The organism is Streptomyces mayteni, from assembly GCF_054783955.1.
The window spans coordinates 70,578-93,482 of record NZ_BAAGPR010000021.1 but is presented as its reverse complement, the minus strand read 5'-3'; the positions used below and the strand labels follow the sequence as shown (position 1 = coordinate 93,482).

14 protein-coding genes and 1 pseudogene are annotated in these 22,905 nt (G+C 72.8%); 4 read left to right on the top strand and 11 right to left on the bottom strand.

The features are described 5' to 3' along the window. The 7 genes from ACYVPE_RS12850 to rsmI all read right to left on the bottom strand — a co-directional run. Positions 1-1,609, bottom strand: a 1,609-nt coding sequence (locus tag ACYVPE_RS12850; RefSeq protein ID WP_461033649.1) for an ABC-F family ATP-binding cassette domain-containing protein, incomplete at its 3' end; no start/stop codon positions are given. Further along, positions 1,602-2,537: a 4-(cytidine 5'-diphospho)-2-C-methyl-D-erythritol kinase gene (locus ACYVPE_RS12845; RefSeq protein ID WP_461033648.1), complete on the bottom strand. Its 936-nt coding sequence runs from the start codon at positions 2,535-2,537 to the stop codon at positions 1,602-1,604. The genes ACYVPE_RS12850 and ACYVPE_RS12845, both read right to left, overlap by 8 nt. A gap of 941 nt (positions 2,538-3,478) precedes the next feature. Continuing rightward, on the bottom strand, positions 3,479-4,348 hold the full coding sequence (gene rsmA / locus ACYVPE_RS12840; protein WP_461033647.1) for a 16S rRNA (adenine(1518)-N(6)/adenine(1519)-N(6))-dimethyltransferase RsmA: 870 nt from the start codon (positions 4,346-4,348) through the stop codon (positions 3,479-3,481). Then, on the bottom strand, positions 4,345-5,184 hold the full coding sequence (locus ACYVPE_RS12835) for a TatD family hydrolase (RefSeq protein WP_461033646.1): 840 nt from the start codon (positions 5,182-5,184) through the stop codon (positions 4,345-4,347). The genes rsmA and ACYVPE_RS12835 overlap by 4 nt, the downstream gene beginning before the upstream one ends. 130 nt (positions 5,185-5,314) lie before the next feature. Further along, entirely contained in the window at positions 5,315-7,693 is a 2,379-nt protein-coding gene (locus ACYVPE_RS12830; RefSeq protein WP_461033645.1) for a tetratricopeptide repeat protein, read from the bottom strand. Continuing rightward, positions 7,690-9,270, bottom strand: a complete 1,581-nt coding sequence (locus tag ACYVPE_RS12825) for a hypothetical protein (RefSeq protein ID WP_461033644.1) — start codon at positions 9,268-9,270, stop codon at positions 7,690-7,692. The genes ACYVPE_RS12830 and ACYVPE_RS12825 overlap by 4 nt, the downstream gene beginning before the upstream one ends. A gap of 429 nt (positions 9,271-9,699) precedes the next feature. Then, positions 9,700-10,611, bottom strand: a complete 912-nt coding sequence (gene rsmI, locus ACYVPE_RS12820) for a 16S rRNA (cytidine(1402)-2'-O)-methyltransferase (RefSeq protein WP_461033643.1) — start codon at positions 10,609-10,611, stop codon at positions 9,700-9,702. A 61-nt stretch (positions 10,612-10,672) separates the two neighbouring features. On the opposite strand from rsmI, the gene ACYVPE_RS12815 reads away from it, so the two are divergent. Further along, entirely contained in the window at positions 10,673-12,388 is a 1,716-nt protein-coding gene (locus ACYVPE_RS12815) for a dolichyl-phosphate-mannose--protein mannosyltransferase (RefSeq protein WP_461033642.1), read from the top strand. Positions 12,389-12,411: 23 nt separating this feature from the next. Here the strand turns inward: ACYVPE_RS12815 and ACYVPE_RS12810 are convergent, their stop codons facing one another. Together ACYVPE_RS12810 and ACYVPE_RS12805 are read right to left on the bottom strand one after the other, a co-directional pair. Then, positions 12,412-13,011, bottom strand: a complete 600-nt coding sequence (locus ACYVPE_RS12810; protein WP_461033641.1) for a hypothetical protein — start codon at positions 13,009-13,011, stop codon at positions 12,412-12,414. Continuing rightward, the gene (locus ACYVPE_RS12805; protein ID WP_461033640.1) at positions 13,008-13,325 is read right to left on the bottom strand and encodes a hypothetical protein; all 318 of its coding nucleotides are present in this window, start codon (positions 13,323-13,325) and stop codon (positions 13,008-13,010) included. The genes ACYVPE_RS12810 and ACYVPE_RS12805 overlap by 4 nt, the downstream gene beginning before the upstream one ends. A gap of 176 nt (positions 13,326-13,501) precedes the next feature. On the opposite strand from ACYVPE_RS12805, the gene ACYVPE_RS12800 reads away from it, so the two are divergent. Next, positions 13,502-15,157 carry a penicillin-binding transpeptidase domain-containing protein gene (locus ACYVPE_RS12800; protein WP_461033639.1) on the top strand — a complete coding sequence of 552 codons (1,656 nt, stop codon included), beginning with the start codon at positions 13,502-13,504 and terminating at the stop codon, positions 15,155-15,157. A gap of 41 nt (positions 15,158-15,198) precedes the next feature. Here the strand turns inward: ACYVPE_RS12800 and ACYVPE_RS12795 are convergent, their stop codons facing one another. Further along, positions 15,199-15,996 (bottom strand): hypothetical protein, encoded by a 798-nt coding sequence (locus ACYVPE_RS12795; protein WP_461033638.1) that lies wholly within the window; start codon positions 15,994-15,996, stop codon positions 15,199-15,201. 208 nt (positions 15,997-16,204) lie between these two features. Here ACYVPE_RS12795 and ACYVPE_RS12790 point away from each other — a divergent pair, with 208 nt between their 5' ends. Next, positions 16,205-18,235 carry a GTP-binding protein gene (locus ACYVPE_RS12790; protein WP_461033637.1) on the top strand — a complete coding sequence of 677 codons (2,031 nt, stop codon included), beginning with the start codon at positions 16,205-16,207 and terminating at the stop codon, positions 18,233-18,235. 143 nt (positions 18,236-18,378) lie between these two features. On the opposite strand, the gene ACYVPE_RS12785 is transcribed toward ACYVPE_RS12790, so the two are convergent. Next, positions 18,379-20,637 (bottom strand): MMPL family transporter, encoded by a 2,259-nt coding sequence (locus ACYVPE_RS12785; protein ID WP_461033636.1) that lies wholly within the window; start codon positions 20,635-20,637, stop codon positions 18,379-18,381. A gap of 234 nt (positions 20,638-20,871) precedes the next feature. Here ACYVPE_RS12785 and ACYVPE_RS12780 point away from each other — a divergent pair. Further along, positions 20,872-22,905 (top strand): annotated as a pseudogene (locus ACYVPE_RS12780) (hypothetical protein); the annotation flags it as partial.

Genomic DNA, 22,905 nt, shown 5'->3' with positions numbered 1-22,905 from the left:
CCGGCGCCGGCTCGGCCTCGGCCTCGCGGCGCGCGGCGCGCCGCTCCAGGTACTCGTCGATGCCGCGCGGCAGCATCCGCAGCGAGCCGTCGCCCAGCAGGGCGAACACCCGGTCGGTGACCCGCTCGACGAAGAACCGGTCGTGGCTGATGACCACCATCGACCCGGGCCAGCCGTCCAGCAGGTCCTCAAGCTGGGTCAGCGTCTCGATGTCCAGGTCGTTGGTCGGCTCGTCGAGGAACAGCACGTTGGGCTCGTCCATCAACAGCCGCAGGATCTGGAGCCGCCGGCGCTCGCCGCCCGACAGGTCACCCACCGGCGTCCACTGCCGCTCCTTGCCGAAGCCGAACCGCTCGCACAGCTGGGACGCCGTCATCTCCCGGCCCCCGCCCAGGTCGACGCGGCCCCGCACCTGCTCGACCGCCTGCAACACCCGCCACTCCGGGTCGAGTTCGGCGACCTCCTGGGAGAGGTAGGCGAGCCGCACGGTCTTGCCGACGGTGATGGTGCCGGCCGCCGCCCGGCCGGCCGCCATCGCGCGAAGCAGCGACGTCTTGCCCGCGCCGTTGACGCCGACCAGGCCGATCCGGTCGCCAGGACCCAACTGCCAGGTGAGGTGCGAGAGCAGGGTGCGATCACCGGCCCTGACCGTCACGTCCTCCAGGTCGTAGACGGTGCGACCGAGCCGGGCGCTGGCGAACTTCATCAGCTCGGCGCCGTCGCGCGGCGCCGGCACGTCGGCGATCAGCGCGTTGGCCGCCTCGATCCTGAACCGCGGCTTGCTGGTGCGGGCCGGGGCGCCGCGCCGCAGCCAGGCCAGCTCCTTGCGCATCAGGTTCTGCCGCTTGGACTCCTCGGTGGCGGCGATCCGCTCCCGCTCGGCGCGGGCGAACACGTAGTCGCTGTAGCCGCCGTCGTAGGCGTGGACCTGGCCGCGCTGCACGTCCCACATCCGGGTGCAGACCCGGTCGAGGAACCAGCGGTCGTGGGTGACGACGACGAGCGCGGAGCGGCGGGCCGCCAGGTGCTCGGCGAGCCAGGAGATGCCCTCGACGTCGAGGTGGTTGGTCGGCTCGTCGAGGACGATCAGGTCCTGCTCGGCGATCAGCAGCTTGGCGAGCGCGATCCGCCGCCGCTCGCCGCCGGAGAGCGGGCCGATCACGGTGTCGAGGCCGGCCGGGAAGCCGGGCAGGTCGAGGCCGCCGAACAGGCCGGTCAGCACGTCGCGGACGCGGGGGTCGCCGGCCCACTCGTGGTCGGCGAGATCGCCGATGACCTCCTGCCTGACGGTGGCGGCCGGGTCGAGGGCGTCGTGCTGCGCGAGCAGCCCGAGCCGCAGCCCGCCGGAGTGGGTGACCCGCCCGTCGTCGGCCGGCTCCAGCCTGGCCAGCACCCGGATCAGCGTGGTCTTGCCGTCGCCGTTGCGGCCCACGACGCCGATCCTGTCGTGTTCGCCGATGCCGAGCGACACCCCGTCCAGCAGGGTCCTGGTGCCGTAGACCTTGCGGACGGCCTCCACGTTGACGAGGTTCCTGGCCGGCTTGCCGGCCGCCTTGGCGGCTGGCTTTCCGGTCGGCTTCCCACTCGGCTTGGACGACGGTTCAGGCATGGGAGTCGATGGTAGTCGCCCCGGGAGCCGGCCCGTTCGTCACCCGGGCGGCCCGACAGGTGCCGGAGGCCCGCAGCGACTTGGCGACCAGCTCGGCCGACTCGGCGTCGGCCACCAGGAACGCGCAGCTCGGCCCGGACCCCGAGACCAGCCCGGCCAGCGCGCCGCCGGCAAGACCGGCCGCCAGGGTGGCGGCCAGGGACGGCCGCAGCGCGACGGCGGCCGGCTGGAGGTCGTTGACGAGGACGGCGGCGAGCGCGTGCGCGTCCCCGTCGCGCAGCGCGGCAAGCAGCGCCGGATCGGCCGCCGGCTCCGGCACCGGCGCCGTGCCGCGCAGCCGGTCGCAGGCGCGGTAGACCTCGCCGGCCGACAGGCCGCCGTCGGCGAAGGCGAAGACCCAGTGGAAGGTGCCGGCCACCGGCAGCTCCGTCAGCCGCTCCCCACGGCCGTGGCCGAGCGCGGCGCCGCCGACCAGGCTGAACGGCACGTCCGAGCCGAGCTCCGCGCAGAGCGCGAGCAGCTCGGCGCGGGACGTGCCGGTGCCCCACAGCGCGTCGCAGGCCACCAGCGCCGCGGCGGCGTCGGCACTGCCGCCGGCCATGCCGCCGGCCACCGGAATGTCCTTCTCGATGTGCAGCCGGACCGCCGCCTCGACCCCGTGGTGCGCGGCCAACGCCTCGGCGGCCCGCACCGCCAGGTTGTCGCCGTCCAACGGCACGAGCTCGCTGCCGGGCCCCGTGCAGCTGACCATGACGCCCGGCGTCGGGGACGCCGTGGCCGTGACGTGGTCGTAGAGGCCGACGGCGAGGAACACGTTGGCCAGGTCATGAAACCCGTCCGGGCGCGGAGCGCCGACGGCGAGCTGCACGTTGACCTTGGCGGGCACACGAACCGTGACGGCACGCTTCGCTGGCTGGGGGACGGACATGCGGCGATTCTCCCCCACGACCGCTCGGAGCGCGGACCCCGCTCCCCGACGAGACCGGGTGGGGGTGGACGGAGGCGGGGCGCGGGGCGCGGGGTGCCGGCCGCCCGCCGGGGGGGCGGGAGCGGCGCGGGCCCCCCGGCCGGGGCCGGGGCTGGCTGCGGCTGGTGCCGCGGGCCGGGTCGGGCGGACGAGCGCCCGGGGCGGGTACGCCGCCCCCGGCGGAGTACTCGGCCGGCCAGGCAAGGCGCGGGGCGGCTCCGCCCCCGGAGACGCGCAGCGATCACGGCGGGGTGGCGTGGTGCCGCTGCTGGTGCCGCAGAGGCACCGCACCGGTCATGGCGGCGCGGCGGTGCCGCTTGGCCGGCCGAGCCGGCCCGACGGGCCAGGCCCCTGGCCCTCGTGGTCAGCCGCAGGTCGGCGGGGCGGGCGGCCATCCAGCGGCGGCGGCCAAGCCAGCCGCACCCGGCGGCGGGGGCCGGCCCGCGAGGTCGCTGCCGAACCGGCCGGCTGGGCTGGCGGCGGACGACGGCGGGGCTGGCGGCGGACGACGGCGGGGCTGACGCCGATGACGGCGCCGGCCGCCACCCATCCGGGCGCGAGGCCGTGCGCGGCCGCGGCTCGTGGCGGGGGCGGCCGGCCCCTGCGACAAGTGCGGCCGCTGGTGCTGCCCGGCCGTGAGGTCGCTGCCGAACAGCCGGCCGCGCCCGGCGGGCGCAGGCCCGCGTGCGGCTGCCGCCGCCGAGGCGGCGCACCGGTCAGGCGAGGCGGGCCTTGGGGCCGGGCGTGGGTCAGCGTTACGGCTGTGGTGCTGCCGACCAGGCCGGGAGCCGACAACAGCCTGCTGACGCCGGCCGACGGCAAGCCCGCCAGTTGTGCCGGCGGGCGCAGGCCCGTGCGCGGCTGCCGCCGCGAAATGTGGCGCGAACCGGCCGTCAGTCCGCCTAGCCCGCCCGGTAGGGCTTCGCCTCCGCGAGGCGGGCGAAGTCCTCGACCGTCAGGGCCTCCCCGCGTGCCGTCGGGGGAACGCCGGCGGCCTCGCAGGCCGCCTCGGCCGCCGCCGGGGAGCCGGCCCAGCCGGCCAGGGCGGACCGCAGCGTCTTGCGTCGCTGGGCGAACGCCGCGTCCACCACCGCGAAGACCTCCGCCCGGCTCGCCGTCGTCGCCGGCGGCTCGCGGCGGGTCAGGGCGACAAGGCCGGAGTCGACGTTGGGCGCCGGCCAGAACACGGTGCGGCCGATCGCGCCGGCCCGCCGCGCGTGCGCGTACCAGGCGGCCTTGACCGACGGCACCCCGTACACCTTGGACCCGGGCCCGGCCACCAGCCGGTCGGCGACCTCGGACTGGACCATCACCAGCGCCCGCTCGAGGCTCGGGAACGTCGCCAGCATGTGCAGCAGCACCGGCACCGCCACGTTGTACGGCAGGTTGGCGACCAGCGCGACCGGCGCCGGCCCCGGCAGCTCGGTGACGCGCAGCGCGTCGGCGTGCACCAGCGCGAAGTGGTCCACCCGCTCCGGGAGCCGGGCCTGGATCGTCGCCGGCAGCGCAGCCGCCAACGTGTCGTCGATCTCCACCGCCGTGACGTGCCGCGCCGCGGCCAGCAGCGCCAGCGTCAACGAGCCGAGCCCCGGGCCGACCTCGACCACCACGTCGTCCTCGTCGACCTCGGCGGCCCGCACGATCCGCCGCACCGTGTTGGCGTCGATCACGAAGTTCTGGCCGCGCTGCTTGGTGGGGCGCACGCCGAGCGCGGCGGCCAGCTCGCGCACGTCCGCCGGGCCGAGGAGCGCGTCCTCCACGTGCCCCGTCACCCGAAGGCCCGCACCGTGTTGGCGGCGACGTGCCGGGCGAGGTCGTTCTCCGAAAGGCCCTTGACCTCGGCCATCGCGCGGAGCGTGACGGGGATCAGGTACGACGCGTTGGGCCGGCCGCGGAACGGCGTCGGCGTGAGGAACGGCGCGTCCGTCTCGACGAGCAGCAGCTCGGGCGGAGCCGCGGCCAACGCGTCCCGCAGCGGTTGCGCGCTGCCGAACGTGACGTTCCCGGCGAACGACATGAAGTAGCCCTCGGCCGCGCACACCTCGGCCATCGCGACGTCGCCGGAGAAGCAGTGGAAGACGGTGCGCGGCGGGGCGCCCTCCTCGCGGAGGATGCGCAGCACGTCGTCGTGGGCGTCGCGGTCGTGGATGACCAGCGTCTTGTCGAGCTCCTTGGCGATGCCGATGTGCCGGCGGAACGAACGCTGTTGCGCGGCGACGCCGTCCGGACCGGTGCGGAAGTAGTCGAGGCCGGTCTCGCCCAGCGCCCGCACCTCGCGGCGCTCCGCGAGCTCGGCGATCTCGTCGAGCGCCGCGTCCAGCGCGCCGTCGGCGTCGAGACGCGGCGCCTCGTTCGGGTGCAGCGCGACGGCGGCCCACACCGACTCGTGCTCGGCCGCGGTCTTCACCGCCCACCGGGCGCGCTCCAGATCGCAGCCGATCTGCACGACCCGGGTGACCCCGACCGCGGCGGCCTTCTCCAGGGCCTCCTCGACGCTGGTGTCCTGCATGTCGAGATGGGTGTGCGAGTCGGTGACGGGCACGGCCAACGGCTCGGGCAACGGCGGCGGCACCGGCTCCAACGCCTTGGCCTTGGCGGACTTGGGCATACGTCGATCCTACGGCGCCGCCGCACCACCCGCGGCGAGTGGGTTTTCCCCCGCTAGCCCCCATTCCGACGACGCCGCGTCCCGCGTCTGCTCGCCGCTGTGGTAAGTGTCGGGCGCAAAGTGATCACGGTCAGCTTTCCAGGGGACGCCTGCCGCCCCCGATCCGCCTGCGCACCCGGTCGACGGCCATGAGTGCGTCTGCGGCGCTCTCCGCGTCACCGGTCTTGTGATACAGCTTGGCGGCGAGCTCCAGATTCTCCAGGGCGTCGGTGTTGCGCCCCAGCTGGAGCTCGGCGGTCGCGAGGCCCATTAGCTCAGCGGCAAGGCCATGATCATCCTTGCTTTCAAGGAATGCCTCCAGGGCGAGAGTGTGCAGCCGGGTGGCCTTCTTCCACTCGCCCTGTTTGTGACGCACGAGGGCCATGTTGCCCAGGGTCATCGCCTCGCCTCGGCGGTCTCGCAGGCGCCGGAAGACATCCAGGGCGTCTTGCTGCGCGCTGAGCGCCGCTTCGAACTCGCCGACCAAAATCAACGCGCTGGCGAAGTTGGTCAGTTCGATCGCTCTGTCGTGCGGTAGGTGTAGACCGTCAGGGGTATCGAGCGCGCGCCTGTGGAGTTCCACGGCCTGATCGGCCTTCCCCGCGATACGCATCGCCTTGGCAAGGCTGCCCAGTGCTTGGGAGTAACCGCGTGGGTCGTCCAGTTTCTGCGAGATCTTCGTGGCCTTGCGGAGGGCGCGCTCAGCCTCCTCCAAGCGGCCCAGCTCGAGCAGCGTCTCACCTGTGTTGCTCAGGGCGCGCGCCAGGCCGATCTGGTCACCGGCGCAATTCAACAGTTGAGCGGCTTCGGTGTGGGCGGCCACTGCTTCTTCGAACTCGCGCTGATCGTGCAGCGAGAGCCCGAGATTGTTCAGCGCGCTGCCCAGGGCTTGGCGGTTCTTCAGCCTTCGGCAGATCTTGATGGACCGGCGGTGCGCTCGAACGGACTTGTTGAGCTTACGCATGTCCCGCAGCACGACGCCGAGTGAGCTCTGCAGGGCTGCCTCGCGGTACTCGTCCTCACACGTGCGGCTTGAAGCGATGCCGAGGGTCAGCACACACTCCGCTTCCTCCAGATAGCGTGACTGCGTCAGGAATGCCGAAAGGGGAACCGCCAAGGCGACGCATATCAGATCGTCCTCAGCTTTGTGTGTCCAGAAGACGGCCGCGAAGAGTGCGTGTCGCTCGGCCTCCAACCATTGAAACGCCTGCGTTCGATCGGCGAACAACGACTCCCCCGCGGCCTGCGGCGCCATCGGATCGAACAGCTTCTCGCATGCCAACGTGGCCATCTCATGAAAGTAGGCGAACAGCCGCATAAGGCCCTCACCCCAGGAGTCGTCGCCCGCCATGAGCTGTTCCCGAGAGTAGAGGCGTACAAGGCTGTGCTGCCGCCAACGGCCATACGGCGCCTGGGGCTCGACCAGGTGTCGGCGGTCCAAGGCCAGGAGGAGTTGTTCGGTTTCCTTGACGCTTTCGCCGTACAACTGAGCGGCGGCCGCGGTGGAGAAGGTCGGGCCGGGATGTAGGGACACCAGCCGGAAGAGCTTGGCCTGGTCTTCGGTGAGACTTCGGTAGGTCAATTCGAAGGCCGCCGTCACGGCGCGGTCTTCTCTGCTCAGCACGGAGAGCCTGGAGTGTGCGTCCTCGAGGTCTCGACGGAGGTGCGCCAGGGGCCGGCTCGGCACATCCACGAGTAGCGAGGCCACGATACGCAGCCCCAGTGGCAGCCCGCCGCAAAGGGCGACGAGCCGGTCGGCCTCGTCCGCCTCGACCGCCGTGCGCTCGTCCGAAGGCAGAGCCGTGCGGATCGCGTTGCCGAGCAGTTCCCGCCCCTCGCCGGTGGGCATTTCACGCAGGGGCAGCGCCAGAGCCTCCAAGTCCGCGAGGGAATGCTGCGAGGATACGAGCGTGGCCGTGCTTCCGTCGCTTGGCAGCAGATGGCGGATCTTGTCGGTGGCCGGCACGTCGTCAAGGACGACCAGCACCCGTCGGCCCGCGGCGGCGAGAGTACCGAGCACGGAACGGTAGAGGGTGGCACGCGCCTCGGTCCCTCGGGGAATGTGTTCCGCGGGAATGCCGAGCGCCCGCAGGAAGGTGGCCAGCGCTCGTTTCACCGGCACCCTGCGCTCCTCGTCGTAGCCATGCAGATCGGCGAAGAGGACCCCACCGGAGAACCAGCCCTTCTGTAGCGCCCGGTGGGCCGCCTGGAGGAGGAGTTCCGTCTTACCCATGCCGGCGAGCCCGGTCACCGCCACGGTGCTGCCCGTCTCGTCGGACGTTGCCGGCGCCAGGGCCGCGAGGACCGAGTCCAACTGCGTGCGGCGCCCCGCGAAGGTCGCCGACTGCCGAGGAAGTCCGGCGAGCGCGGGGTCCGGGCGGTCCGGAAGCGTGACGTTGATCGTCCGCCCCTGGATGACGAAGCCGAAGACCACACCTCCGCTCATGTGGTTCTGGGTGCTGTCGGTCATTCCGCGGCCTGCCGGTACCGGGAAACGGCTCTTGTGTAAGTCAGCACTTCGGCGATGCTGAGCATGCTCATGTTTTCCGTCGAAACTATGTACCCGACCTCGCGCCAGGCGTGGATGAACGCGGGGTCGACGCCCACCTCAACCGCTTTCTCCGCAATCTTCAATAACATGTCGTCGAAGTGTTGCCTGGTAAGAGGGGTGGGGTCGTCGGCATCCGGATCGAAGAGAAAGGGATCATCCGGCCCCGGCTCACGACCGAACTTCTCATGAAAGAAGCCCAGTTGATGTTCCAGGGATTCCTTGAACTCCCGCCCCTCCGGGGTTTCGGTGGAGATCCGCACCACGAAGCTTCCGTCAGCGTTCCACAGGCGCTCGACGGGACGGTCGGACGGGCGGGGCTCGGACAGTGCACTGCCCGACTTCTTGCGGACCCTGTGCAGTACGGCCTCTCGCACAGCCTCACGCCGCTCAGCCCAGCGCTCGTCCGACTCGTCCCGCGTGCTGTCGGTGCCGTCCGTGTCCTCGAGATCCGCAGCATCCTCGCGAGCGGAGGCACTCAGGCGCATCCTGGCCTGCGTTCCCGCCCAGTCAAGCATGTCCGGGGTGACCGGATATTCCAGCATGGACACCTCGCTGATGCCCAGCTCGAAGGCGAGGCGTGGCAACGCGAGACCAGGAGAGCTGGTCCAGAGCAGGGCTTCCGAGGGGATCGGCTGAGTGAAGGAGGAATCAGCGAAGAGAAGCCCGATGATGCCATCGACGGACATCTCACGTTCGACGGCGACAAGGAGGGTGTCGAGCAGCGGCACCAGCGCCGACCGCTCATCCAGGGAAAGCGCCCATGCCCAGGAGTGTTTGGCCAGGTCCTCAAGTGGCTCGCCGGGCTTCGTCAAGAGAGCCGCGTACAGGGCCGGCAACAATACGCCGGGTGCCTCCTCGACCGGCAATCCGGCGTCATGGAGGCGGCGCAGTCCATCGCGGAGAATGGCCCGAGGTGTCTCCTGGGTCAGCCACTTGTCCTCCCCCTCCTTCCAGAAGCGCTTGACCCGCTTCGTCGCATCCACCGGGGGATCGGGAAGTAGAAGATCAAGAGCTGGCCCGTAGACGGCACGGCACCCTTGGAGTGCCGTGCCGGGAAGCAGCCGCCTGGGCAACCGTCGCTGATCGAGTCCGGCCGTTTCAAGGCGGGGGGTGACCTCCAGCATCAGTTGCCCGTCATCCACCGGCATCCCCAGCTCTTCGCTGGCCGATACGACCTCCCGAACGAATCGCTGAATGCCCTTCCCGTACACGGTTCCCCGCAGGAGGCGCAGCCACGCGTCACGCGCGTTCGCGAACTCGAGTTCATCACTGAACCTCGCAGGCCAAGCAGTTCCCAGGAACAGCGCGTCCAGCGGATCGATTTCCTGATACCAGGCCGGACTTGTCCCTTCCAGTTGGGAATACCCCAACTTCGCGTAACCGAATGCGTAGGCGCCCGCCAGACTGAGCTTTCCTGGCGCGTTCGAGCGCAGCAACCGTTCAAGCGCCTCTTCGCCGAGCTTGCCCGGAGTACCACTCCCGGCGCTTCCTGCCACCTCAGCGAGGGCCGCTCTCTTCCCCCGCTGCTCCCGCTTCTGTCTCGATACTCTGCCCACATCGCCCTCCCAGACACAAGGATGTCCCATCATGCCGATCTTGATCGGGAAATCTGAAAGAAACCGGGAGGAGAGCTATGAGTCCCAGAGCTCACGGTGAACGGCCACGCCATCGTGATCGCCGCCCCGGGCGCTGGGCACAGAGCACGTGGGCCGCGCGCCACAGCCTCACGGGGCCTCGACCAAGGCGGCGGCGGTCCTCTGCGCACGCGAAGGGTGACGGGCAGTGAACCTCACCAGGCCGGGGCGGCACTCCCGGGTGTCCCGGATGGCCAAGCGGCGCACCTCGAGACCAACAGCCCGACGGCGCGGCCACCGAAGCACGGGCTGAGGGAAAGGGGCGGGTGGGCGGGGGAAACCCCACCGCCGTCAGTCCACCGGTTTCGCCGCCACCACCGCGTCGAAGACGCTCCGCTTCGGGACGCCCGCCTCCTTCGCCACCTCCGCGATCGCCGCCTTCCGCGGCTGCCCGGCCGACTCCCGCTCCGCGACCAGCGCCGCCAGGTCGGCGGGAGCGAGCGCGGCGACAGGGCCCCGCGCCGCGCCGGCGACCACGACCGTGATCTCGCCGCGGACGCCGTCCGCCGCCCAGCCGGCCAGTTCGGCGAGCGGGCCGCGGCGGACCTCCTCGTAGGTCTTGGTCAGCTCGCGGCAGACGGCCGCCCGCCGCTCGCCGCCGAACGCCTCGGCCATGGCGGCGAGCGTGGCCGCCACCCGGTGCGGGGACTCGAAGAAGACCATCGTGCGCCGCTCCCCGGCCAGCTCCCGCAGCAGCGCGGCCCGCTCGCCCGCCTTCCGTGGCGGGAAGCCCTCGAAGCAGAAGCGGTCGACCGGGAGCCCGGAGAGCGCCAGCGCCGTCAGCACCGCGGAGGGGCCAGGCACCGCCGTGACCCGGGCGCCCTGCTCGATCGCGGCCGCGACGAGGCGGTAGCCGGGGTCGGAGACCGACGGCATGCCGGCGTCCGTCACGAGCAGCACCCGCGCCCCGCGCGCCAGCTCCTCCGCGAGCTCCGGCGTGCGCGCCGCCTCGTTGCCCTCGAAGTAGGACACCACGCGCCCCTCGACCCGCACTTCGAGCCCCTGTGCGAGTCGCCGCAGGCGCCTCGTGTCCTCGGCGGCGACGACGTCGGCCTGGGCCAGTTCGGTGGCCAGCCGCGGCGGGGCGTCGGCCAGGTCACCGATGGGGGTTCCGGCCAGCACGAGGGTGCCGGTGGCCGGGCCCGCGGTGGTGTCGGGGGTGGGGTCGGAGGTGGGGTCGGAGGTGTCGTGCGCGCCAGTCATATACCGCATCCTCACCCATCCTCACGGTCGCCCGACCCGCCGGATGTCAAGATGTCCGGTGATGACCAGCCAGACCGTGACCGACGCCCCCCAGGAACAGGACCCCGGCCGGCCCCCCGCCGGCTGGGGGCAACGGCTGCGCCGCTTCGGGTACGTCCCGCCGAGATCCGCCGGCGTCCGGGAACGGCTGGTGCCGCCCTACCCGGAGCCGGGCTTCCGGCTCTGGCAGTACTTCGGTTTCGCGCCCGCCGCCGCCCTGCGGCTGGCCCGCTGGACGGGCTGGGGCGGGCCGCTCCTGGTCGCGGCGCTCGCCGGGGCGCTCCGCTTCGTCGACCTCGGCTCGCCGAACGACGTGATATTCGACGAGACGTACTACGCGAAGGACGCCTGGTCGCTGCTGCGGCGCGGCTACGAGACGGAGTGGGCCGACGACGCCAACGACCGGATCATGGCGGGCCAGACCCCGTTCGACGAGGCGGCCGCCTATGTCGTGCACCCGCCGGCCGGCAAGTGGGTCATCGCGGTCGGCGAGTGGTTCTTCGGGCTGACGCCGTTCGGCTGGCGGTTCATGGTGGCGCTGCTCGGCACGCTCTCGGTGCTGATGCTGTGCCGCATCGGCCGCCGGCTGTTCCGCTCCACGGTGCTCGGCTGCCTGGCCGGGCTGCTGCTCGCCATGGACGGGCTGCACTTCGTGATGAGCCGCACCGCGCTGCTCGACCTGGTGCTGATGTTCTGGCTGCTGGCCGCGTTCGGCTGCCTGCTGGTGGACCGCGACCACGCCAGGGCCCGGCTGGCGGCCGCGCTGCCGTCCGGCGACGACGGGCTGCTGCGGCCCGACGCGGACATCGGGACGCGGTTCCGGCTGGGGGCGCGGCCGTGGCGGATCGCGGCCGGCGTCTGCCTCGGCCTGGCCGTCGCCACCAAGTGGAACGGGCTCTACGTGCTCGCCGCGTTCGGCATCCTCACGGTGCTGTGGGACGCGGGCGCCCGCCGCACGGCCGGTGCCAGGCGCCCCCGCCGGGCGGTGCTGCGCCGGGACGCGGCACCGGCGTTCGTCTCCCTGGTGCCGGTCGCGCTGCTGGTCTACCTGGCCAGCTGGACGGGCTGGTTCCTCACCTCGGACGGCTACTACCGCGACTGGGCGAACCGGCCGGGCGCCGGGCCGAGCGACTACTCCTTCGTGCCGGCGGCGCTGCGCAGCTGGTGGCACTACACGACCGAGGTCTACCAGTTCCACGTCGGGCTGACGTCCGAGCACACCTACGAGTCCAACCCGTGGAGTTGGCTGGCCGCGACCCGGCCGGTCACCTACTTCTACACGTCGTCCGAGCAGGGCGAGAACGGCTGCGGCTACGCGAGCGGCTGCGCCCGCGAGGTGCTGGCGCTCGGCACCCCGCTGCTGTGGTGGACGGCGTGCTTCGCGCTCGTCTACCTCGTCTACCGCTGGTTCTTCCGCCGCGACTGGCGCGCCGGCGCGGTGCTGTGCGCGGTGGCGGCCGGCTACCTACCGTGGTTCATGTACCAGGAACGCACCATCTTCTACTTCTACGCGGTGGTGCTGGTGCCGTTCCTCTGCCTGGCGGTGGCCATGCTGATCGGCGCGCTCCTCGGCCCACCGGGCTGCTCGGAACGCCGCCGGGTGCTCGGCATCGTGGCGAGCGGGGTGCTGGTGCTGCTGATCGCGTGGAACTTCATCTACTTCTACCCGATCTACACCGGCACCGAGATCCCCGTCGACGGCTGGCGCGCCCGGATGTGGCTGGACACCTGGGTGTAGCGCGCGGGGGTGCCTGACGGCCGTCAGCCGAGGCCGGGTTCTGGTGGTAGGTCGAGGGGGCGTTTGTAGTAGGCCCAGGGTGAGTCGAAGTCGGTGGGGACGATCAGCTCCCAGCCCTGTTCGGCCATCCGCCGGCGGCGGCGGCGGGTCGGCCACCAGAGGCGTTGGTGCTCCCACTGGGTCGGCGAGGACTCGACGAGGTGGTGCAGGTGGCCGTAGTCGACGACGTGCCAGCCGCGGCGGCCGGAGTCGGCGAGCGCCTCCATCTCGTTGAACGCGTTGAGCGGGGTGAGCGTCCTGCGGTGCGCGTCGGCGGCGGCCGCGGGGCCGGCGGTGGGGGTGGCGAAGCGCTGCTGCGCGGCCTGGCGGCTGATGCCGAGGAGCCGCCCGACGACCTCCCAGCTGTGGCCGGCGGCGCGCGCCCCGTTGATGGACTGCCGCAGCAGCCGGCTCGTCTCCTCGGCGGCCACCCGGGAGGCGGCGACCATCACCAGGTGGGCGGCGGGGTCGCTGCCGAGGCCGGCGCGGCTGCGCGCGCGGGCGGCGAGCACCGCCTCGGCGACGGCCTCGCGCAGCGCCGTCTCCTCCGCCTCGGTCAGCCCGTCGGCTTCCGGCCCGGTCACGCCGCGCCCTCCTGGCGGCCGGGGGCCGGCGGGAGCGGTTCGAGGTCGTCGAGCCGGGCGGCGTCGGCCCGCGCCCGGGTGGCGCCGGCGGCCAGCACCACGCCGAGGACGCACACGCCGAGTGCCATCGCGAGCAGCGGGATCAGCAGCAGGTCGCTGTCGGTCGCCGCCCACACGGCGACGAGGCCGCCGAACAGGGCCAGCAGGGAGGAGAGGACGGCGAGGCCGGCGGCCGGCACGGCCGCCGGCGGAGGGCCGGGATCGGGGGCCGGTTCCTGGGTGGGGTCGGGACCGGGGTGTGACGCGGAATCCATGCGTCAAGGTTTTCTTGACGCATGGGTGATTGTCAAGAAAAGCTTGACGCCAAGGCCCGGGCCGCCACCCGGCGCCGTAACGGCCGGGCTGCTGTCAGTGACACGGGGCGTAGCCGGTAGGCTGCGGAGACGGACGCCTCGGCAGGGGCGCTCAAGGGGTATGAGGGGTAGGGCAGATGCGGAGCGGACAGCGTGTCGCCGTCATTGCCGGGACGTGCGCGGCGGTCGTCTCGGTGCTGGGTTTCGGGGCGTACAGCCTGCTCGGCGGCGGTGGGGGCGAGCCCGACGACGGGAGCAACGTCGCCGCCACCTCGGACGGCGCGGGCGAGGACGTCGACGCCGGGCCGCCGAGCGCGGAGGAGGTGCTGGCCACCTCGGGCGCGTTCCTCGACGCCTGGGCCGCCGGCGACGCGCAGGCCGCGGCCGAGCTGACCGACGACCCGGAGGCCGCCGCCGCGGCGCTGGCCGCGCTGGTCGAGGAGGCGGCCGTCTCGGAACTCACCGTCACCCCCGAGGCGCCCACCGGCGAGACCGTCGGCTTCGCGGTGAACGCGGTGGTCGCCTACCAGGAGGAGGAGGCCGTCGACCCGGCGGACCTGGACTACGCCTCCGAGCTGACCGTCACCAGGGACGCCGACACCGGCGAGCCGGTGGTCGACTGGGAGCCGTCCGTGCTCCACCCGGACCTGACGGAGGGCCAGTCCATCGTGACCGGGCCCGTCGACGAACTGCCGCCGGTCGAGGTGCTCGACGCCGCGGGCAACGAGCTCACCGCCGAGGACCACCCCACCCTCGCCCCGATCCTCGACGACCTGCGCGAGCGCTACGCCGAGCAGTCGGGCGGCAGCGCCGGCGCCGAGACCCGGATCGTGGACGCCGAGGGCGAGACCGTCGAGCAGCTGCTCGCGCTCGCCGAGCCGACCGCCGGCCAGGTGCCGACCACCATCGACGCCACCCTGCAGGCCGCCGCCGAGGCCGCCGTGGCCGACAAGAGCAGCGCCTCGGTCGTCGCCATCCAGCCGAGCACCGGCGCCATCCAGGCCATCGCCAACGCCCCGGCCGACGGCTTCAACACCGCGCTGGAAGGCTCCTACGCCCCCGGCTCCACCTTCAAGATCGTCACCGCCTCGCTGCTGATCGACGAGGGCCTGGCCTCGGCCGGCGCCCCGCACCCCTGCCCGCAGTACTTCGAGGTCGGCGGCTGGCGCTTCCAGAACCTGGACGAGTTCGAGATCGAGGGCGGCACCTTCGCCGACAGCTTCGCCCGCTCCTGCAACACGGCCTTCATCAGCCAGGCCCCCGAGCTGTCCGACGACGCGCTGGGCAACCAGGCGCGGGACGCGTTCGGCCTCGGCCTGACCTGGCAGGTCGGCACCACCAGCATGGACGGCGCCGTGCCCACCCAGTCCGACGCCCAGATGGCCGCCTCGCTGATCGGTCAGGGCGGCGTCCGGATGAACCCGATGACCATGGCCTCGGTCTCCGCGACCGTGCGCAACGGCGGCTTCCTCCAGCCGTACCTGGTGCCGCGGGACTTCGACGACCGCGAGTTCGCCACCGCGGAAGGGCTCTCCGCCGGCACCGCCGAGGAGCTGCGCGGCCTGATGAACCGCACCGCCGCCAACGGCACGGCCGCCGAGGCGATGGCCGGCATCGGCGGCGCCGTCGGCGCCAAGACGGGCTCCGCCGAGGTGGACGGCCAGGACAAGCCCAACGCCTGGTTCACCGCCTACCGCGACGACCTGGCCGTCGCCGCCGTCGTCCCCGACTCCGGCCACGGCGGCAGCAACGCCGGCCCGGTCGTCGCGGACGTCCTGCGCGCCGCGCCGTAACCGCCCGCCGTAACCGTCCGCCGGCGCGGGCCGGCCGACGGTCAGCCGCAGACGCCGGTCACCGTGGTCGGCTGGCTGATGTTGAGGGCGCGGTCCGTGCCGCCGGTCCAGCCGAAGGTGGGGCCGGCGGCGGCGATGGACAGGCCGGTGATGTCGCTGCTGTTCCAGGTGTGGGCGAACGCGCTGCGCGCCGTCAGCGTCTTGCAGACGCCGGTGGCGCCCTCGAAGATCAGCGCCGTGCGCCCGGTCGCCACGTTCATGTCGGTGGCGGACCTGGCCGGGACGATCAGGAACCCCACGCCGTAGCCGTTGAGCGCCGCGGCCCCTTCACTGCTCGTGTTGGGGAACTCGCTGGTGTTGCCGCTGTGGTGGACCACCTGCAGGACCGGCGAGACGGCCGAGTCGAACCAGGTCGCGACGGACTGCCGGCCCGTCATGGGGTAGCCGGGCAGCGACTGGAACGCCCAGTCGGTCATGGCCACCCAGCGGTCCCGGCCGTTGACCGTGGCGATCTTGTACACGTCGGGCGCGTCGACGACCAGGTTCGGCGTCGACGGCACCTCGGTCGCCGCGCCGACCCGGACCAGGCAGGCCTCCACGGCGAGCACCGCGTCGATCCCCGCCGCGTCCTCGCCGGCCGCCGCCAACGCGTCGACGCGTGCCAGCAGTTCACGGGCGCCTGCCTCGTCCTCCAGGGTGATCTCCGGAACGCACCCGGCCTCCGCGGCCTCCGCGGCCTCCGCGGCCTGCGCCGGCCCGGCGGCCAGGCCGCCGCACACCACGAGCCCGATCAGGCCCGCCAGCAGGGCTCTTCCCGCTCCGCCCACTCCGCGTCGCATCGTTCGCCTCCGGCCGGCCGTGATCTCCATGTCGACTAAACCATAACCCGCACCGCCCAATTCGGTTGCCGTCGTGGTTCGGGTCTGTTGTACTCCGTCGACCGCGAGGTGGACCTCGTGGAGCCGTCGGGAGAGGAGTCGAAGATGAGGACAGCGTCCGTGTCCACGCAGCAGGGATTCGCCTTCGACCCAGAGGACCTGACGCTCTGTGAGCAAGCCCACCCGACGGACCTATCTGAACCTGGGCATTCTCGCCCATGTTGACGCCGGCAAGACCAGCCTGACCGAGCGGCTGCTCTACGAGGCCGGGGTGATCGACGAGGTCGGCAGCGTCGACGCCGGCAGTACCCGGACCGACTCGCTCGCGCTGGAGCGGCAGCGCGGCATCACCATCAAGTCGGCCGTCGTCTCCTTCGCCCTGGACGACGACCGCACCGTCAACCTGATCGACACCCCGGGCCACCCCGACTTCATCGCGGAGGTGGAGCGGGTGTTGAGCGTGCTCGACGGCGCGGTGCTCGTGGTCTCCGCCGTCGAGGGGGTGCAGGCGCAGACCAGGGTGCTGGCCCGCACGCTGCGCCGGCTGCGCATCCCCACGCTGGTCTTCGTCAACAAGATCGACCGGGCCGGCGCCAGGCACCGCGAGCTGTTGGCCGACATCGAGGGGAAGTTGACCCCGGCGGTCGTGCCGATGGGCGTCCCGCACGGGCTGGGCACCAGGGCCGCCGGGTTCACGCCGTTCGCCGCCGGCGACCCGGCGGCGAACGGCCGTCTCCTGGAGGCGCTGGCCGAGCACGACGACGCGCTGCTCGCCGCCTACGTCGGCGACGCCGCCGTCCCGCCGCCCGAGCGGCTGCGCGCCGCGCTCGCGGCGCAGACCGGGCGGGCGTCGACGCATCCGGTGTACTTCGGCTCGGCCGTCACCGGCGCCGGCGTCGGCGCGCTGACCGACGGCCTCCGCGAACTGCTGCCGGCGGCCGCCGGTTCGGCCGAGGGGCCCGTGGCGGGCACGGTCTTCAAGGTCGACCGCGGGCCGGGAGGTGAACGGATCGCCTATGTCCGGATGCGCTCGGGCACCGTGGCGGTGCGGGAGTCGCTGCGCTTCGGCCGGGACGGGGACCGGGAGGCGAAGGTGACGGGCGTCGCCGTGTTCGAACAGGGCGCGGTCGTCAGGCGCGACGCGGTGACCGCCGGCCAGATCGGCCTGCTCACCGGCCTGGCCGAGGCCAGGATCGGCGACCCCGTCGGCTGCCTGGCGCAGGCGCGGGAGAGCGACCGGCACTTCCCGCCGCCGTCCCTGGAGACGGTGGTGGCGCCCGTGCGGCCGGCCGACCGGGGCGCGCTGCACGCCGCGCTCACCCAGCTCGCCGAGCAGGATCCCCTGATCGACCTGCGGCGGGACGACGTCCGGCAGGAGACCCACGTCTCGCTCTACGGCGAGGTGCAGAAGGAGGTCGTCCAGGCCACCCTGGCGGACGAGTTCGGCATCGAGGTGGTCTGCCACGCCACCACCACCATCCACGTGGAGCGGCTCACCGGGGTCGGCGAGGCCGTCGAGGTGCTGGGCGCGGACGAGAACCCGTTCCTCGCCACCGTCGGGCTGCGGGTGGCGCCGGCGCCGGACGGCGCGGGCGTGGCGTTCCGGCTCGGCGTCGAACTCGGCTCGATGCCCTACGCGTTCTTCCGGGCCGTGGAGGACACCGTTCGGGAGACCCTGCACCAGGGGCTGCACGGCTGGCGGATCCCGGACTGCGTCGTCATCATGACGCGCTCCGGCTACGCGCCGCGGCAGAGCCACGCGCACGCCACCTTCGACAAGAGCATGTCGAGCACCGGCGCCGACTTCCGCCAGCTGACGCCGCTGGTGCTGATGGCCGCGGTGCGGCGGGCCGGCACCGCCGTCTACGAGCCGATGCACCGGTTCCGTCTGGAGGCGCCCGAGTGGGCGCTCGGCACGCTGCTCCCGGTGCTGGCCAGGCTGGACGCCGTCCCGCAGGCGACGGTGACGGCCGGTCGGGCGTGCGTGATCGAGGGCGCCGTGCCGGCGGCCAGGGTGCACGAGCTCGAGCGGCGGCTGCCGACACTGACCAGCGGCGAGGGTCTGCTGGAGGCGGCGTTCGACCACTACCGGCCGGTGCGCGGCGGGCCGACGCCCGAGCGCCCCCGTACCGACCACAATCCGCTGCGGCGCGAGGAGTACCTGTTGCGGGTGGTGCGCCGGGTCACAGGGGGCGGCTGACGGCTCGACCGCCGGAAAACCGTTCGATATCGGGGCCGGCACGACGGAGCCCGGCGCCGGATCCCCGTTGGGGGATTCGACGCCGGGCTCTCGTCACGACACCCGGTGTGCGGCTCTAACGGCCGGGTGGAGGTGGCGCGGGCTCAGCTGACACGAGCCGGCTCCGGCTCCTCCTTCTTCTCGAGCGCGGTGCGCCCCTTGCCGTTGGCCTCGAGGTACTTCTCCAGGGACTCACCCTCCACGTCGACGTTGGGCAGGATCCGGTCGAGCCACTTCGGCAGCCACCAGGCGCGCTCGCCCACCAGGCCCATCAGGGCCGGGACGATCGTCATCCGGACCACGAACGCGTCCAGCAGGACGGCCGTGGCGAGGCCGAAGCCGATCATCTTGATCATGGCCTCGCTCGAGGTGATGGCGAAGCTGGCGAACACGCTGATCATGATGATCGCGGCCGCCGTGACCACCCGGGCGTTGAGGCGGAAGCCGGTGACCACGGACTGCTGCGGGCCCTCGCCGTGGACGTGGGCCTCCCGCATCCGGGTGACCAGGAACACCTCGTAGTCCATCGCCAGACCGAAGATCACACCGATCATGAAGATCGGCATCATCGACATGATCGGGCTGGTCTCCTCGACGCCGATGAGGTTCGCGGCCCAGCCCCACTGGAAGACCGCGACGACCGCGCCGAGCGCGGCCAGCACGGAGAGCAGGAAGCCGAGGGCGGCCTTCAGCGGCACCAGGATGGAGCGGAAGACGAGCACCAGCAGGATGAACGCCAGGCCGACCACCAGGGCCAGGTAGGGCACCAGCGCGTCGTTCATCACCTGGGAGAAGTCGCTGTTGATCGCCGTCGTGCCGGAGACGAACATCTGCACGCCGGTCTCGGCCTCGAAGTTGGGGGCGAAGTCGTCCCGCAGGTGGGAGACCAGGTCGGTGGTCTCCTGGCTGGACGGGCTCGACCCCGGGAAGGCGTTGACGATGGCGACCGTGCCGTCCTCGTTGGGCATGGCGGGCGTGGTGGCGACGACGTCGTCGTAGCCCTCGAGCTCACTGGCCAGGGTCTCGGTGGCGGCCGTCAGGTCGGTGCCCTCGCCGCCCTGGAGCACCAGCATCAGCGGACCGTTGAAGCCCGGGCCGAAGCCCTCGCTCAGCATGTCGTACGCCTGCCGCTGCGTGGTGTCCTCCGGCTGGGTGCTGTTGTCCGGCAGGCCAAGCTCCATGCTCGCCACCGGCGCGGCCAGCACGCCGAGGCCGAGCACGCCGACCACCAGGACGGCCGCCGGGCGCTTGAGGATCCAGCGCGACCAGCGGGTGCCCATGTTCTGCTTGCCGTCCTCGCCGACCGGGGCCGGCACGCCCGTCTCCGGGTTGGCCTTGCGCACCCGGCGGCCGAAGATCCGCTTGCCGACGATGCCGAGCGCGGCCGGCACCAGCGTCAGCGCGACGAGCACCGCGATGACGACCGTGGCCGCGGCGGCCAGGCCCATCTTGGTGAGCATCGGGACGTTGACGATGGCGAGGCCGCCCAGCGCGATGACCACGGTGAGGCCGGCGAAGACCACCGCCGAGCCGGCGGTGCCGACGGCGCGACCCGCGGCCTCCTCGCGGCTGTGGCCCTCGACCAGCTCGGCGCGGTAGCGCGAGGCGATGAAGAGCGCGTAGTCGATGCCGACCGCGAGGCCGATCATCATGGCCAGGATGTTGGTGGTCTCGGAGAGCCCCAGGGTGGAGGCCAGGGCGCCGATGCCCATGATGCCGACCATGACGCCGATCAGGGCGGTGATCAGCGGCAGCCCCGCGGCGATCAGCGAGCCGAAGGTGATGAACAGCACGATGGCCGCGACCAGGACGCCGAGCAGCTCGGCGGCGCTGCCGAACTCCTGCGGGCCCATGGCGACCTCGCCGCTGGCCTCGACGGTGAGCCCGGCGTCACGCGCCAGGTCCATCGCGTCGAACAGCTCCAGCTGCATCTCCTCGGTGATGTCCTCGAAGGACGCGTCGTAGTCGACGTCCGCGAAGGCCGTGCTGGCGTCCGGGCTGACCTGGCCCGAGCCCTCCACGAACGGGTCGCCGACGGCGACGGCGAGGTGCGCGTCCTCCATGGCGGAAAGCGTCGCGCGGACCGCGGACTCGTTCTCCGGGCTGGTGATCTCCTGGCCGTCGGGGGCCTGGAAGACGATGGTCGAGGTGAGCGCCTCGGCGTTGGCCGCCGGGAACTCGCTCTCCAGCAGGTCGAGGGCCTGCTCGGTCTCGGTGCCCGGCAGCGAGAACGATTCCTCGGGCGGGTCGCCGGCGTTGGAAGCGGCGGTGCCGATGGCGACGAGCAGCACAAGCCAGCTCGCCACCACCCACCAGCGGCGGCGGAAGCTCAGCCGGCCGAGCTTGTAGAGAAAGGTGGCCACGGGGCAGGTTCTCCTGTCCGGGTGTCGTGGATAGATCGGGTGATGAGACTTGTCAGCTCATGCCACGAGACGCGGCTTCGGCCGGGCAGGGTGAGCCAGGGGCGCAATTTGTGGCGCACGTCACTTTTCCGGCCTCTTGTCGTCCCCGCAGGGTTCGGCTGGTGACTTGCCGCCGAATTCGGGGAGCCGAAGCATGGAACCGTGAGCGACGAATCCAACTCATCTGCCACGACCCTGAGCCAGGCCGGGGAAACAGACGGAGCCGATGCCTATCCACGCTTCCCACACGTGCACGGCGATTCGCTGTGCTTTGTCGCCGAGGACGATCTGTGGCTGGCACCCTTGCCAGCCCCCGGCCGATCCTCCGAGCGGGCCTGGCGGCTGACCGCCGACCGGACCCAGGTCGGACATCCTCGATTCTCCCCTACCGGAAAACATATCGCGTTCACCAGTTGGCGGACGCTGGACCCCGAGATCCACCTGCTGCCCGTCGACGGCGGCCCGCCCCGCCAGCTCACCCACTGGGCGTCCTACGACACCCGCGTCTGCGGCTGGACGCCGCCGGACGCCTCGGGCGAGAGCCGGGTGCTCGCGGTCAGCTCCCACAACCAGCCGTTCTCGCACTTCACCTGGTCCTACACGGTCCCGACGGCCGGCGGCCCAGGTGAGCAGCTGCCGTGGGGCCCGGTCGCCGACCTCGCGGTCTCCGGCTGCGGCGCGGACCGCCGCACGCTGCTGCTGACCGGCAAGGCGCCGCACGAGCCGGCGGCCTGGAAGCGGTACCGGGGCGGCGCGACGGGCAAGCTCTGGTACCACGGCACCCGGATCCTGGCCGACCTCGCGGGCCACCTCGACTGCCCGATGCTCGTCGGGGACCGGATCGCGTTCCTCTCCGACCACGAGGGCGTCGCCAACCTGTACTCCTGCCGCACCGACGGCACGGAGCTGTGGCGGCACACCGACCACGACACGTACTACGCCCGCCACGCCTCCACGGACGGCCGGCGGGTCGTCTACCAGTGCGCGGGCGAGCTGTGGCTGGTCGACGACCTCACGCCCGGCTCCCGCCCGCGCCGGCTCGCCCTCCGCCTCGGCGGCCCACGCACCGGCCGCCGCCCGTACCAGGTGCGGACGGCCGCCAACGTGGACTCCCTCGCCGTGGACACCACGGGCCGCGCCAGCGCGGTGTGCGTGCGCGGCGCGCTCTACTGGCTCACCCACCGCGACGGCCCGGCCCGCGCCCTGTCGGCGACGACGGGCGTCCGGGTCCGGCTCCCGGAGATGCTGGGCGACACGGGCCGCATCGCGTACATCACGGACGCGGCGGGCGAGGACGCCATAGAGATCGCCCACCTGCCGCGCGCGAGCGGCGACATCGCGCCCCAGCGCGTCCCCACGGGCGACCTCGGCCGCGTCCGCGAACTCCGCGCCTCCCCCGACGGCGAACTCCTCGCCCTCGCCACCCACGACGGCCGCCTCCTACTGATCCCGGTCCCGCCGGGGGAGGACGACGCGGACGCCGACGAGGGCGCGGAAGCGCCGTCCGGCGCTGACGCGCCGGACACGGACGCGGGGGGCGCCTCCGGCGCTGGCGCGCCGGACACCGGCGCGGGGACGTCCGCTGACGCGGGCGCGCCTGCCGGCGCAGGGGCCGCCCTGACGGCCACGGCCGAACCCGCCGACCTGGCCGCGGCCCAGCCGGCCCCCGCGCCGCCGGTGCCAACGGGCTTGGCGCAGGCCGTACCGGGTCCACCGCCCCTGGCCGGCCCCACAGTCCCGACCACCGCCGGCGAAGCCGGCACCGGCACGGCCGGGCCAACGAAACCGGTCACCGCCGGCCACGCGCCGCAGGCGCGCGTGGGGTGGCCCACGCCCGACGCGGTCGAACCCACCCCACCGGCAGAACCGGCCGACAGCTCTGCACCGCAGGCGCCCACCCGGGCGGCGAAGCCGGGCACCGCTACCGCGCCGCAGGCGCCCGCGGCAACCGGTGCCGGCACAGCCGGTCCGGCAGAACCGGCCACCGCCGGCCAGCCGCCGCAGGCGCGCGTGGGATGGCCCACGCCCGACGCAGTCGAACCCACCCCACCGGCAGAACCGGCCGACGCCGGCGGCGAAGCCGCCAGCACCACGCCGCAGGCGCCCACCCCCGGCGCAGCCGAACCCGCCCGGGCGGCGAAGCCGGGCACCGCTACCGCGCCGCAGGCGCCCGCGGCAACCGGTGCCGGCACAGCCGGTCCGGCAGAACCGGCCACCGCCGGCCAGCCG

Coding starts and splice junctions, on each gene's coding strand:
- ACYVPE_RS12830 (WP_461033645.1), bottom strand. CDS start 7,693: ATGACCGACAGCACCCAGAACCACATGAGCGGAGGTGTGGTCTTCGGC.
- ACYVPE_RS12800 (WP_461033639.1), top strand. CDS start 13,502: ATGCGGAGCGGACAGCGTGTCGCCGTCATTGCCGGGACGTGCGCGGCG.
- ACYVPE_RS12795 (WP_461033638.1), bottom strand. CDS start 15,996: ATGCGACGCGGAGTGGGCGGAGCGGGAAGAGCCCTGCTGGCGGGCCTG.
- ACYVPE_RS12815 (WP_461033642.1), top strand. CDS start 10,673: ATGACCAGCCAGACCGTGACCGACGCCCCCCAGGAACAGGACCCCGGC.
- ACYVPE_RS12805 (WP_461033640.1), bottom strand. CDS start 13,325: ATGGATTCCGCGTCACACCCCGGTCCCGACCCCACCCAGGAACCGGCC.
- ACYVPE_RS12835 (WP_461033646.1), bottom strand. CDS start 5,184: ATGCCCAAGTCCGCCAAGGCCAAGGCGTTGGAGCCGGTGCCGCCGCCG.
- rsmI (WP_461033643.1), bottom strand. CDS start 10,611: ATGACTGGCGCGCACGACACCTCCGACCCCACCTCCGACCCCACCCCC.
- ACYVPE_RS12845 (WP_461033648.1), bottom strand. CDS start 2,537: ATGTCCGTCCCCCAGCCAGCGAAGCGTGCCGTCACGGTTCGTGTGCCC.